Here is a 12,661-nt window from a genome sequence, read left to right on the forward strand (position 1 = left end):
CGGGTCGTCGGGTGGGTCCTCGGGTGGCGGGCTGTTCGGCGGCGGCGGTGGGGGCGGCTCCGCGCCGCGTCCCGCGCGGGCGCCGAGGCCGCGCGCGGCGGAACCGCCGCCGCTGTCGCTGCCCAGGAGGCACGACCGCGGCTCCGGACGCGAGGACTCCGCGGCGCCGCCGTTCTGGATCAGGCCCCGCGGTGCGAGCGGCGAGTCGCGCGGCGACGAGGCCGCCCCGTTCTGGCTCAGATCTCGTAACTCCGACAGGGACTGATCATGGCGCGTGACAGGCGGGGGGTCGTCTTCGCCGCCATCGTGGTGGTCGTGGCCGCCGTCGGGCTCTATCTGACGATGTGGCCCGACTCCGGCACACCGTCCGCCGAGCCGGAGAGCGCGGGCCGTCCGAGCGGCAGCGTGCCCGCGGCGACGTCGAGCAAGCCGCTGGCGACCGCCAGCGGCGCGCCGTTCGACATCTACGCCTTCCTGCCGATGACCAAGCAGGAGCTCGCCGCCGCCGCCGACCTGGCTGAGCGGTTCACCGCCGCGTACGGGACGTTCAGGTACGACGAGGACCCCGCCACCTACGCCGAGCGGATGAAGGCGTTCACGACCAGCGAGTTCGGCAACGTCCTGGTGAGAACCCTCACCTCGCCGGGCACTGTCAGCCACAACCGCGACGACCAGGTGGTCTCCACGGCGACGGCCAAGATGAAGGAGATCAGGCAGATCGACAAGAGCTCGGTCGTGTTCGTGGTCGGCGGGACGCAGCAGATCACCGCCAAGAGCGGCGGCAAGCAGCTGGTGGCCGACTACGCGGTCACGGTCAGCCGGCTCGGCTCCGACTGGCGTGTCTTCGACTTACAGCCCGCGGGCGACGGCCAGGACGGGGACACGCAGGGGTGAACACGTCCCAGGTACGCATCGGTGTGGCGGTCGGCGTCGCCGGAGTGCTGCTGCTGGCCGCCATCATCATGTCCCCGCTGCTCATGACCTCGCTGCCGGCCTTCATCAGCGGCGACGGCCAGCCGCCCGACTGCACCGACAGCGGCGCCCGGGTGCAGGAGGTCTCCGACAAGGGCTCCGCCGACATCCCCGCCGACTATCTGGAGCTGTACAAGAAGTTCGGCAAGAAGATCGGCGTGCAGTGGACGATCCTCGCCGCCGTGGGCAAGCGGGAGACCGACCACGGACGGTCCAACCTGCCCGGCGTGAAGAGCGGCACGAACTACGCGGGCGCGGCGGGCCCGATGCAGTTCCTGATCAGCACCTGGGGCGGCAAGGCCAGGGTCCCGACGTCCTCGCAGGTCAACGGGTACGCCTCCGACGGCGACGGCGACGGGATCGGCGACATCTACAACCCGGCCGACGCCATTCTCGGCGCGGCGAAGATGCTCAAGCGCAACGGCGCCCCGGAGAACGTCCGGCAGGCGCTGTTCGTCTACAACCGGGCCTGGTGGTACGTCGACCAGGTGGTGGAGATCGCCAAGGGGTACGCCAAGTCGGGCGACGTGGAGGTGCCGCCGCAGGCCGAGGAGGCGTGCGACGAGCCGCTGGTCGAGGCCGCGCCGAGCCAGATCGTGGCGCGGATCCTGGAGTACGCGCTGGCCCAGCGCGGCAAGCCGTACCTGTGGGGCGCCACCGGGCCCGACGCGTTCGACTGCTCCGGGGTCATCTACGCCGCCTACCGGGCCGCCGGGCTGTCGATCCCGCGCACCACGTTCGGGCAGTGGCCGTTCGGCGTGAAGATCTCCGCGGGCTCGGAGCAGGCGGGCGACCTGGTGTTCTTCAACGCCGGCCCCGGAACCGGGCCGAACCGTCCCGGGCATGTCGGGATGGTCGTGTCGAAGGGGAAGATGGTGGAGGCACGCTGCCGGCTGTGCGGGCCGATCAAGGTCACCACCTACCAGGATCGCGACAACATCATGGGCTTCACCCGGCCGTTGCAGAACCCCGACGTTCTCGACCAGCTGCAGAAGTTGCAGAATGCGTCCCTATGACAGTGATCGTGGTGGCAGCGGTGATCGTCGCGTCCGGAAGGCGGGTGCTGGCCGCGCAGCGGGCGGAGCCGCCCGCGCTCGCGGGCGGCTGGGAGTTCCCCGGCGGCAAGGTGGACCCGGGGGAGACCGAGGTCGAGGCGCTGGTCAGGGAGTGTCGCGAGGAACTCGGGGTGGAGATCTCCGTCGGTGAGCGCATCGGCGGAGACTGGCCGCTGGCCGAGGGGTACGTGCTGCGCGTGTGGCTGGCCTCCCTGGCGTCCGGCACGCCCGAGGCCAAGGAGCACCGGGCGCTGCGCTGGCTGGGGCCGGGCGAGTACGAGGACGTGGCCTGGCTCGGAGCGGACCTGGAAGTCATGCGAGCCGTGGCGAAGGCATTGCAAGGTGGTTAGTAGGCTCCCTGGTGTGACATAACAGTTACTGTGTGTCACGCGCATCGGGGGGAGCGCTGTGTTCAAACGTGGCTGGATTGCGGCTGGAGGGGTGGCTGCGGCGATGACGTCCACTGTGGCGTCTGCCGGGCCGGGGGCGTGCCCGCCGCCGCCGAGCGGGTCCGACGTGGCGCACGGGGCGCCGTCGGCCGCCGGGGGCGACGTGCGCCTCGCGCTGGAGCGGCTTGACGGGCTGGGGGCGCGGCTGCGTCCCGGGGACGTGATGCGGTTCCGGGTGCGGTTCGAGGGGGTGGCCCGCGAGGCCAGCCTGACCGTCAGCGCCAGCCCCGCGGCGGCGCTCTCCGCCGTGACGTGCGCCACCGCGCAGGCCGCCACTCCGGCGCCTCAGGCCGGGATCCCGCCGGCCGAGGTGACACCGGCCCAGGCGGGGGCACGGGTGTGCCCGCTGGGCGACGTGTCGGGGGAGCGGACCGCGGACGTGCTCGTCAGCGTGCCGGAGGGGGCGAAGGAGGTCGGGGTGTCCGCGGTCGCGCAGCTGCGCGAGCCGAGCGGGCCCGGCCTGGCGATCGTGTCCAGGGCGACGCGGTTGCCGGTCGGCGATTCGCTCGTGCAGGCGGCGCCCACCGGGGTCGCGCCCGACGCCGCCCTGATCGGCGACGACGCGCCACGCCTCTCGGAGGCGAACCTGCCGGTTCAGGGCGAGAAGGAGCACCGCGCTCACAGCGATCTCCACCGCGCTGGTCTGCCTCAGGCCGAGGCGCGCCCCGCGGTGCCCGACCGGGCGAAAGGGGCGAAGAACTCCCGGCGGGCGACAGCCGCCGGTCCCAAGGAGGCCGCCGAGCGCGTGACGCGTCCCGCCCACAGGGAGACCTCTCTCGGTCCCATGGTGGCCTCCGGGCACGTGACACCCGGCGGTCCCAAGGTGACCTCTGGGTGGGTGACGCCTGTCAGCCCCGGGAAGGGCGCCGAGCGCGCGTCACGTCCCGTTCCTGACCAAGGGGCCGTGCCCTTCCGCCTGGGGAACTCCGCCACGGCTTCCCGGCCCGAGGGGAGCGTTGTACGCGGGGCGTCCGAACAGGCTCAGCGGCTCGGCCAGACGCTGCCGCAGCAGCCGCCTGTCGTGGGCGCACCTCAGCCGTCCGGGCTGGTGGCGGGGGCTGGGCCGGTGCTGCCCACGGCCGTCCCGTCGGGGGAGGGCGAGGCCATGGGCGCGCCGCTGCCTCTGGAGGTCACCGCGTCCAGGGAGCGGCCCAGGATCGCCGAGCCGGCGCACATGGCCGCCATGCTCGCGGGAGTGCGCGGGGTTCCGGTGGTGGGCGCCGGGATCGCGGTGCTGCTCGCCGCGTTGTGGGTGGTCGCGGGGGTGCAGCGAAGAAAGCTGCGGAGAAAGGTGGTGTAGTTTCCTTTACTGTTACTTTTACCGGACTAGTATTCCCTTGACCAAGTTCCGGGATTCCGCGGAGGGCACAGGTGGCACGCACCCGAGCGACGGCTGTGTCCGCCCTGGTGTTAGCGCTCGGACTGGCCGGCATCGGGGCCGCGCCCTTCGTCACGCAGAGCGCGAGCGCGTCCGCCTCGGCGTTCGACCCCGTCGAGCCGTGTGACGCGGGCCAGTGCGACACCACGCCGGAGGTCACCGTCACGGTGACCACCACGCTCGACACGCCCACGCCCGAGCAGCCGGAAACGACGATCACCAAGACCGTCACCCAGTCGCCGAAGAAGACGTCGACACCTACACCGAAGAAGACGTCGACACCCACGCCGAAGGCCCAGACGCCGGTCCAGAGCCAGACCACGGAGAACCTCCAGCCGTTACCATCGCAGAGCATCCCGGTGGTCCCGACGACCAGCGACGAGCCGACGCAGGAGCCGACCTTCCAGCTCCCGACCGTGGCGTCCCAGGAGACCACCCCGTCGACGCTGCCCTCCAACACGGAGGCGGCCGACACCACGCCGAGCGACCCGGTCGAGCTGGAGCTGCGCAACGCGGCCCCCGAGTTCGACCAGCGGACGCTGACGCAGAAGCTCAGCATCCCGGCGCTCGTCCTGGTGCTGCTCGCGCTCTTCGCCGTCCTCGTCTTCGAGGGACGGCTGCGCCGGATGGCCCACGCGGCGGCGGTACGCAAGGCGGGCCCGCCGCAGGGAGCCGCGGGAGCCGCGGGAGGGCCGGGTTGGCCGGGAGCGCCCGACCCGCACGGCTACCCGGCAGGCCCCGGCTACGCCTCCGGCGGGTTCCCCGTCCCCGGTTACCCGGGCGGCACCGCGTACGCGCCGATCATCAGCTTCGTCCCGGTGCAGACGTACCCGAGCGGCCAGGTCCAGTACGGGCCCGTCTACGGCGACCCGAACGCGTACGCGCAGCCTGACCCGCTGGCCGAGCAGCCCCCGGCGACGACCCCGGAACCTGTCGTCCTGCATCCGGACGAGTTCGCCTCCTACAGCCACGAACCGGCAGGCCAGACGTACCGGGCCCCGTTCGAGCCCCTGGTGCCGGCGGAGCCTCCGGCGGACATCCCGCCCGGCGGCGCCAGCCCCTACGAAGGCTCGCCGGAGCAGCCGCTCGGCCCCGCGTCCGCCGCCGAATCGGGCGACTCGGAGCCCTGGCAGCAGGAGATCCCGATCCCCCCGCCAGGGGAGGACGCGACCCGGATCCAGCCCCTTCCCTCGGAGGACGGCCCGAAGCGCCCACCGTGGCGTCGCCTTCCCGACGAGTGACGAGGGCGAAGGGCACGCCCTCGTAAGGCGGCCTCGCTCCATCCATCGTGAGTGACGGCTCGGTTCTCGTGGAAATGCAGCGGCCGGTGGAGCTGGGCTCCACCGGCCAGAGGCTAGCGCTGTGGCGGGGTCACTTCGCGCGCTTGAAGATCTTGTTGCCGAGCCAGACCAGCGGGTCGTACTTCCGGTCGACGACGCGCTCCTTCATCGGGATCAGCGCGTTGTCAGTGATCTTGATGTGCTCGGGGCAGACCTCGGTGCAGCACTTGGTGATGTTGCAGTAGCCGAGCCCGTGGTCCTGCTGGGCCGACTCCTGGCGGTCCGCCACGTCGTACGGGTGCATGTCGAGCTCGGCGATCCGCATGAGGAAGCGGGGGCCGGAGAAGGCCGGCTTGTTCTCCTCGTGGTCACGGATCACGTGGCAGACGTTGTTGCACATGAAGCACTCGATGCACTTGCGGAACTCCTGGGACCGCTCGACGTCGACCTGCTGCATGCGGTACTCGCCGGGCCGGACGTCCGACGGCGGCGTGAAGGACGGCACCTCGCGCGCCTTCTGGTAGTTGAACGAGACGTCGGTGACGAGGTCCTTGATGACAGGGAAGGTCCGCATCGGCGTGACCGTGATCGTCTCGTCCTCGGTGAAGGTGGACATGCGGGTCATGCAGCCGAGCCGCGGCTTGCCGTTGATCTCCATCGAGCAGGAGCCGCACTTGCCCGCCTTGCAGTTCCAGCGGACCGCCAGGTCGGGCGCCTGCGTCGCCTGGAGGCGGTGGATGATGTCGAGGACGACCTCGCCCTCGTTCACCTCGACGGTGAAGTCCTCGAGCTTGCCCTCGCCGCCCTCACCGCGCCAGACCTTGAACTTTGCCTTGTAGCTCATGACTTCGCTATCCCGTCGAACTCGGCCATCTCTTCGTCGGTGAGGTACTTCTTCAGCTCGTCCCTGTCGAACAGGGTGATCAGGTCGTCGCGCATCGCCGACTGGACCTTCTCCTCGACGGTGACGGACGAGCCGTCGGCGGTGGAGCAGACGAGCAGCTTGCGCCGCCACTCGGGGTTCATGCCCGGGAAGTCGTCGCGGGTGTGCCCGCCGCGGCTCTCCTCGCGCAGCAGCGCTGCGCGGGCCACGCACTCCGAGACCAGCACCATGTTGCGCAGGTCGAGCGCCAGATGCCAACCCGGGTTGTAGATGCGCGAGCCGGCCGCGCCGACCAGCTTGACCCTTTCCTTGAGCTTCTCTACCACTTCCAGGGCTTCGGACACCTCTGTCGCCTTGCGGATGATGCCGACCAGGTCGTTCATCGTCCGCTGGAGCTCGTGGTGGACCTCGTACGGGTTCTCGCCGGAGCGGTCGAGCGGCGCCAGCGCCTCGGCCCTGGCCTCGTCCACGAAGTCCTGGGCCGCCTGGGGGCGGGAGGCGAGGCCGTCGACGTAGGCCGCCGCGCCCGCCCCGGCCCGCCGTCCGAAGACCAGCAGGTCGGACAGGGAGTTGCCGCCCAGCCGGTTGGAGCCGTGCATGCCGCCGGAGACCTCGCCCGCCGCGAACAGGCCCGGCACGGCCGCCGCGCCGGTGTCGGCGTCGACCTCGACGCCGCCCATGATGTAGTGGCAGGTCGGGCCGACCTGCATGGGCTCGGCGGTGATGTCGACGTCGGCCAGCTCCTTGAACTGGTGGTGCATGGACGGCAGCCGCTTCTTGATCTCCTCGGCGGGGAGGCGGGTGGAGACGTCCAGGAAGACGCCGCCCTGTGGTGAGCCGCGCCCGGCCTTGACCTCGGAGTTGATCGCGCGGGCCACCTCGTCACGCGGCAGCAGCTCCGGAGGGCGGCGGTTGTTGGCCTGGTCGGTGTACCAGCGGTCGCCCTCCTCCTCGGTGGTGGCGTACTTGTCCTTGAACACCTCGGGGATGTACTTGAACATGAAGCGCTCGCCGTCGGAGTTGCGCAGGACGCCGCCGTCGCCGCGTACCGACTCGGTGACGAGGATGCCACGCACGGACGGCGGCCAGACCATCCCGGTGGGGTGGAACTGGATGAACTCCATGTTGATCAGGTTCGCGCCGGCCAGCAGGGCCAGGGCGTGGCCGTCGCCGGTGTACTCCCAGGAGTTCGAGGTGACGACGTAGGACTTGCCGATGCCGCCGGTGGCCAGGACCACGGTCGGCGAGTCGAAAACCACGAAATTTCCGGACTCGCGCCAGTAGCCGAACGCGCCCGCGATCCGGTCGTCGTCCTTGAGCAGCCTGGTGATCGTGCACTCGGCGAAGACCTTGATGTAGGCCTCGTAGTCGCCGTGCGTCTCGTAGTCCTCCTGCTGGAGCGCGACGACGCGCTGCTGGAGCGTGCGGATCAGCTCCAGCCCGGTGCGGTCGCCCACGTGCGCCAGCCGCGGGTACTCGTGGCCGCCGAAGTTCCGCTGGCTGATCTTGCCGTCCTTGGTGCGGTCGAACAGCGCGCCCCAGGCCTCCAGCTCCCAGACCCGGTCGGGAGCCTCCTTGGCGTGCAGCTCGGCCATCCGCCAGTTGTTGAGGAACTTGCCGCCCCGCATGGTGTCACGGAAGTGCACCATCCAGTTGTCGTCGGGGTTGACATTGCCCATCGCGGCGGCGGCGCCGCCCTCGGCCATGACCGTGTGGGCCTTGCCGAAGAGCGACTTGCAGACGATGGCGGTGCGCTTGCCCTGCTGCCTGGCCTCGATCGCGGCCCGCAGCCCGGCTCCGCCGGCGCCGATGACGACGACGTCGTATTCGTGACGCTCTGTGTTGAGATTTTCCACTGACACTGAAGGTGGTCCTTACGCGTACGGGAAGGCGATGATGCCCTTGGCGACCAGGCGGACGTAGAGGTCGGCGCCCATCACGGAGAACATCGACGCCCACGCGAGGGGCTGGTGCTTGGCGTTGAGCTTCGAGACGAACGTCCAGGCCCGGTAGCGGAGCGGGTGGCGCGAGAAGTGGTTGAGCCGTCCGGCCGTGATGTGCCGGCACGAGTGGCACGACAGCGTGTAGGCGACGATCAGGACGGCGTTCAGCAGCAGGATCCAGCTGCCCAGGCCGAGCGGCTTGTGGACGAGCGCCAGGATCGCGTCGTAGCTGAGGATGGCGCCGATCACGATCGCCGCGTAGAAGAAGTAGCGGTGGATGTTCTGGATGATCAGCGGGAACCGGGTCTCACCGGAGTACTTGCCGTGCGGCTCCTGCACCGCGCAGGCGGGCGGCGACAGCCAGAACGACCGGTAGTAGGACTTGCGGTAGTAGTAGCAGGTCAGCCGGAACCCGCCGGGCAGCCCCAGGATCAGCAGCCCCGGCGGCAGCGTGTACCAGTCGCCGAGGGGCGCCCAGCCGAACAGCCTGGCCCCCTCGGGGCAGGTCGCCTCTGCCAGGCAGGGCGACGAGAACGGGGCGATGTACGGATCGATATAGAAGCTCTTGTCGATGATCGCCCACACGCCGTAGACGAGGAACGAGCTGAGCCCGAGAAACGTGAGCAACGGGGCCAGCCACCATCTGTCGGTGCGCAGCGTGCGCACCTTGACTTGCGCGCGCTGCCTTCTGGCCGGAGCGTCGGGCGTCGTCTGGGTCATCGCGGACCTCTCCACCTCCCGCGGACCCTGCTCGCTCGGGGTCCGGGTCGTTCGCTTGGGTGCGCGTGCGGCGGGTGTCGTCCTCGCTCAGGCGCGCGCTTTGGTGGGGGATACGTTACGACGACCGCATCCGGATTTGTGAGCCGGGTCACTCACTTTTTCGAGGACCGCATGTGATTCCTGTCACGTCCGCCGATCAGAAGGGCTGTGCTTGACTTGGAAGTTTGACAACGGTTACGAAAAAATTATCTATCTGTCGTACAACTCGGATGAACTGCTCAAAATCCACGGGTTTGGCGACGTACGCGTTGGCGTGCAGCCGGTAGCTGCGGAGGATGTCCTCCTCAGCCTCGGAAGTCGTCAGGATCACCACCGGGATCGTCCGCAACTCGAGGTCGGCCTTGACCTCCTTCAGCACCTCCAGGCCGTCCATCCGGGGCAGGTTCAGGTCCAGCAGCACCAGGTCCGGGCGTGGGACGTCCGTGAAGGGGGCCTCCCGGCGCAGGAACGCCATCGCCTGCTCGCCGTCGTTCACCACGTGCAGCCGGTTTCGCACCTTGTTGAGGTCGAACGCCTCCCTGGTGAGCAGGATGTCCCCCTGATCGTCCTCCACCAGGAGCACCTCGATCGGCCGACAGTCGGTCATGCGTCGTCTCCGGTCGCGGGCAGGGTCCAGCGGAACGTGGCACCGGGGCCCTCGGCGTCGCCGTCGAGCCACAGCTGCCCGCCGTGGTGCTCGACGATCTTACGGCAGAGGGCGAGGCCGATGCCGGTGCCCGGATACACGTCCCGCGGATGGAGGCGCTGGAAGATCAGGAAGATCCGGTCGGCGTACTTGGCCTCGACCCCGATCCCGTTGTCGGAGCAGCTGAACTCCCACATCTCGCCCGCGCGCCTGGCCTCCACGCGCACCCGCGGCGGCTCCTCCGAGCGGAACTTGACGGCGTTCTCGACGAGGTTCTGGAAGAGCTGGGTGAGCTGGAGCCGGTTGCCGACGACTCGCGGCAGCTCGCCGGAGGTGACGGTCGTCCCGGTGTCCTCGACCGTCGCCGACAGGTTCTCCAGCGCCGCCGCCAGCGCCTCGCCCGTGTCGGTGGGCTCCCGGGCGCCGGTGATCCGGCCGACCCTGGAGAAGTCCAGCAGGTCGTTGATGAGCAGTTGCATGCGCTTGGCGCCGTCGACCGCGTAGAAGATGTACTGCCTGGCCCGCTCGTCGAGCTGGTCGCCGTAGCGCTGCTCCAGCATCTGCGTGAAGCTGGCGACCTTGCGCAGCGGCTCCTGTAGGTCGTGGCTGGCCACGTAGGCGAACTGCTCCAGCTCGCTGTTGGACCTGCGCAGCTCCTCGGCCTGCTCCTCCGCCGTCCGCCAGGCCGCGACGATGCGCCTGCGCATGGAGTCGACGTGGCTCGACAGCTCGGCCAGCTCCAACGGCCTGTCGACGTGCAGCCGGTGGTCGAAATCCCCGGACGCGACCTGCCGCACCTGCTCGCCGAGCTGCGCGATGGGCTTCAGCACGGCGAACCGGACGATCACGATGAGCCCCACACCCCCCGCAGCCAGCACCAGGAACACCCCGACCAGCGCCGCGTTGAGCTCCCCGATCTGGGCCTCGATCGCGGGCCGCGGCCGCGCGTCCTGGACCTGGCTGATCATCACCATGGTGAGCGCCACCCCGGCCAGGAACGCCACGGCGATCAGCGCGCCGGTGAGGACGAACCAGCGGGCGACCGGCAGCCGCCCGATCCCGGTCGGCGGCCTCGGCGGGGGCAGGGGGTTGATGATGCTCACACCGGCCTCCTCTGGACCAGCACCGCCGCGAGGTCGTCGCTCAGCGTGCCCACGTGCCTGATGAGCCGGTCGAGGTCGATCGACCCGTGCTCGCGTACCAGGTCGACCAGCCCGTCGACGCCGAGCGCCTCGGTGCGGTCGCCCACGGCCGCCTCGATCAGGCCGTCGGTGTACAGCATCAGCGACCAGCGCTCGCCGAGCGGGACGTCCAGGACGGCCCACTCGGCGTCCGGGAAGATGCCGAGCGGAGGGCCCGACGGCGCGCCGGGCACCGCCTCGACCACCCCGTCGCGCACCAGCACGGGCGGCGGGTGCCCGACGACCCGCATCCTGGCGTGCCGCAGGTCGGGGGTGAGCGTCACGGTGCAGAGGGTGGTGAAGATCTCGGGGGCCTTGCGTTCGGCCCGCAGCAGCGTGTCGAGCGTGCGCAGCAGCCGGTCGTCGCTCTGCCCGGCCAACACCAGAGCGCGCCAGGCGATGCGCAGCGCCACCCCGAGCGCGGCCTCGTCGGGGCCGTGCCCGCACACGTCGCCCACCACGACGTGGACGGACCCGTCGGGCGTCTGGACGGTGTCGAGGAAGTCTCCCGCCAGCAGCGTGCCCTGGCTGCCGGGCAGGTAGCGGGTGGTGCACTCCAGCGCCCGCGTGCGCAGCAGGGCGGCGGGTAACAGCCCGCGCTCCAGCCGGGCGTTCTCCTTGGCTGTGAGCTCCGCCGCGAGCAGCTTGAGATGGGCCAGGTCGGCCCGCTTGCGCTCCATCGCGTAGCGGATGGACCTGGCCAGCAGCCGGGCGTCGACGTCCTGCTTGACCAGGTAGTCCTGGGCTCCCGCCTGGACGGCGGCGACGCCCACGTGGACGTCCCTCAGCCCGGTGAGCACCAGGACGGCCGTGTGCGGGGCCATCGCCAGCACCCGTTCCAGGGCCTCCAGCCCGGTGGCGTCGGGCAGCGTGAGGTCGACGAGCACGCACTGGACCGAGGAGGTGAGCTTGGCCTCGGACTCCCGCAGGCTGCGCGCCCAGATGATCGTCGGCGGCGCGTCGGCCTGCTTGAGCAGTTCCTCGACGAGGAAGGCGTCACCGTCGTCGTCCTCGATGAGCAGCAGTGTCAGCGGTTCGGAGAGGTTCGCCGTCACCTAGGGCCCCTCAGACCTGTGGTCGCTCATTCTGCTCATTGTGCGATGAGCTCGACCCCTGGGGGAAGCGTGCCCTCGTGACCGGCTTCGACCGTGAAGGCCAGCAGGGTGGCCCGGAACGCCTGCGCCGCCCTGGTCGGCTCCACGTCCTTGCGGTGGGCCAGCGCGATCGTCCGGCTCAGGCCGGGCGGCGCGAGCGGCGTGCCGGTCAGCCCCGGACGCCCGTCGAGCACCATGGACGGCACCACGGCCACGCCGAGGCCCGCCTCCACGAACCGCAGCACCGCGTCCATCTCGCCGCCCTGCACCGCCAGCGTGGGCTCGAACCCGGCCTGGCGGCAGGCGGCCAGCGTCGCCTCGCGCAGGTCGTAGCCGCGCCTGAACATCACCATCGGCCTGCCGCGCAGGTCCTCGATGCGCAGGTACGGCTTGCGGAGCCGCTGGTGCGAGGGGGCCACCACGACGAGGTTCTCGCGCAGGATCTCCTCGGTCACCAGTGAGGGGTCGTCGCTCTGCAGCGGCATGATGATCAGCGACATGTCGAGCTGGCCGCGGGCCAGGGCGCGCACCAGGTCGCGGGAGCCGCCCTCCTCCACCAGCAGCTCGATGCCCGGATAGTCGCGGTGGAAGCGGGCCAGGGCGTCGGCCAGCAGCCCTGCGCAGAGCGACGGCGTCGCGCCGAGCCGGACCCTGCCCTTGCGCAGCCCGGCCAGCTCGGCCACCTCCTGCCTGGCCGTGTCGGCGTCGGCCAGCATCCGGCGGGCGAGCGGCAGCAGGGCCTCGCCGGCGGGGGTGAGCGTCACGTTGCCGCGCGCGCGGGAGAACAGCCGCGCGCCCAGCTCGGTCTCCAGCGCCTTGACCTGCTTGCTGAGGGACGGCTGCGCGACCCGCATCCGCTCGGCCGCCTGGGTGAAGTGCCTGGTCTCCGCCACCGCGACGAAGTAGGAAAGTTGCTGCAACTGCATGTGATTTTCCTCGCACTGGCTGACTGGTTTTCTTTATGCCAGCCGTACAAACCAAGCATCATAGCCGATGGCTATGGAAACCAGGCCCGTCATGA

At 70.4% G+C, this 12,661-nt stretch carries 12 protein-coding genes and 1 pseudogene; 6 read left to right on the forward strand and 7 right to left on the reverse strand.

Features of this window, described 5'->3' with window-relative positions; translation table 11 throughout:
- The 6 genes and pseudogenes from ABT294_RS37325 to ABT294_RS37350 form a co-directional block, all read left to right on the forward strand.
- Positions 1-265 (forward strand): annotated as a pseudogene (locus ABT294_RS37325) (hypothetical protein); the annotation flags it as partial.
- 2 nt (positions 266-267) lie between these two features.
- Positions 268-894 carry a hypothetical protein gene (locus ABT294_RS37330; protein WP_350811124.1) on the forward strand — a complete coding sequence of 209 codons (627 nt, stop codon included), beginning with the start codon at positions 268-270 and terminating at the stop codon, positions 892-894.
- Complete coding sequence (locus ABT294_RS37335; RefSeq protein ID WP_350811125.1) at positions 891-1,988, forward strand: C40 family peptidase; 1,098 nt, start codon at positions 891-893, stop codon at positions 1,986-1,988. The genes ABT294_RS37330 and ABT294_RS37335 overlap by 4 nt, the downstream gene beginning before the upstream one ends.
- Positions 1,985-2,377, forward strand: coding sequence for a (deoxy)nucleoside triphosphate pyrophosphohydrolase (locus ABT294_RS37340; protein WP_350811126.1), 393 nt, complete (start codon positions 1,985-1,987; stop codon positions 2,375-2,377). The genes ABT294_RS37335 and ABT294_RS37340 overlap by 4 nt, the downstream gene beginning before the upstream one ends.
- A 103-nt stretch (positions 2,378-2,480) precedes the next feature.
- Positions 2,481-3,776 (forward strand): hypothetical protein, encoded by a 1,296-nt coding sequence (locus ABT294_RS37345; protein WP_350811127.1) that lies wholly within the window; start codon positions 2,481-2,483, stop codon positions 3,774-3,776.
- A gap of 71 nt (positions 3,777-3,847) precedes the next feature.
- Positions 3,848-5,095 (forward strand): hypothetical protein, encoded by a 1,248-nt coding sequence (locus ABT294_RS37350; RefSeq protein ID WP_350811128.1) that lies wholly within the window; start codon positions 3,848-3,850, stop codon positions 5,093-5,095.
- A gap of 130 nt (positions 5,096-5,225) precedes the next feature.
- On the opposite strand, the gene ABT294_RS37355 is transcribed toward ABT294_RS37350, so the two are convergent.
- From ABT294_RS37355 to ABT294_RS37385, 7 genes are all read right to left on the reverse strand, one after another.
- Positions 5,226-5,978 carry a succinate dehydrogenase/fumarate reductase iron-sulfur subunit gene (locus ABT294_RS37355; protein ID WP_350811129.1) on the reverse strand — a complete coding sequence of 251 codons (753 nt, stop codon included), beginning with the start codon at positions 5,976-5,978 and terminating at the stop codon, positions 5,226-5,228.
- The gene (locus tag ABT294_RS37360; RefSeq protein WP_350811130.1) at positions 5,975-7,879 is read right to left on the reverse strand and encodes a fumarate reductase/succinate dehydrogenase flavoprotein subunit; all 1,905 of its coding nucleotides are present in this window, start codon (positions 7,877-7,879) and stop codon (positions 5,975-5,977) included. Before ABT294_RS37360 ends, ABT294_RS37355 begins: the two co-directional genes overlap by 4 nt.
- A 12-nt stretch (positions 7,880-7,891) precedes the next feature.
- The gene (gene sdhC, locus ABT294_RS37365; protein ID WP_350811131.1) at positions 7,892-8,680 is read right to left on the reverse strand and encodes a succinate dehydrogenase subunit SdhC; all 789 of its coding nucleotides are present in this window, start codon (positions 8,678-8,680) and stop codon (positions 7,892-7,894) included.
- 196 nt (positions 8,681-8,876) lie between these two features.
- Positions 8,877-9,326 (reverse strand): response regulator, encoded by a 450-nt coding sequence (locus ABT294_RS37370; protein ID WP_350811132.1) that lies wholly within the window; start codon positions 9,324-9,326, stop codon positions 8,877-8,879.
- Positions 9,323-10,468, reverse strand: coding sequence for a sensor histidine kinase (locus ABT294_RS37375; protein ID WP_350811133.1), 1,146 nt, complete (start codon positions 10,466-10,468; stop codon positions 9,323-9,325). Before ABT294_RS37375 ends, ABT294_RS37370 begins: the two co-directional genes overlap by 4 nt.
- Positions 10,465-11,601: a PP2C family protein-serine/threonine phosphatase gene (locus ABT294_RS37380; protein WP_350811134.1), complete on the reverse strand. Its 1,137-nt coding sequence runs from the start codon at positions 11,599-11,601 to the stop codon at positions 10,465-10,467. The genes ABT294_RS37375 and ABT294_RS37380 overlap by 4 nt, the downstream gene beginning before the upstream one ends.
- Before the next feature lie 35 nt (positions 11,602-11,636).
- Positions 11,637-12,566 (reverse strand): LysR family transcriptional regulator, encoded by a 930-nt coding sequence (locus tag ABT294_RS37385; protein WP_350811135.1) that lies wholly within the window; start codon positions 12,564-12,566, stop codon positions 11,637-11,639.
- Positions 12,567-12,661 lie beyond the last annotated feature (95 nt).

The sequence above is a fragment of the Nonomuraea sp. NPDC000554 genome (assembly GCF_040300065.1).
Taxonomy (GTDB): Bacteria; Actinomycetota; Actinomycetes; order Streptosporangiales; family Streptosporangiaceae; genus Nonomuraea.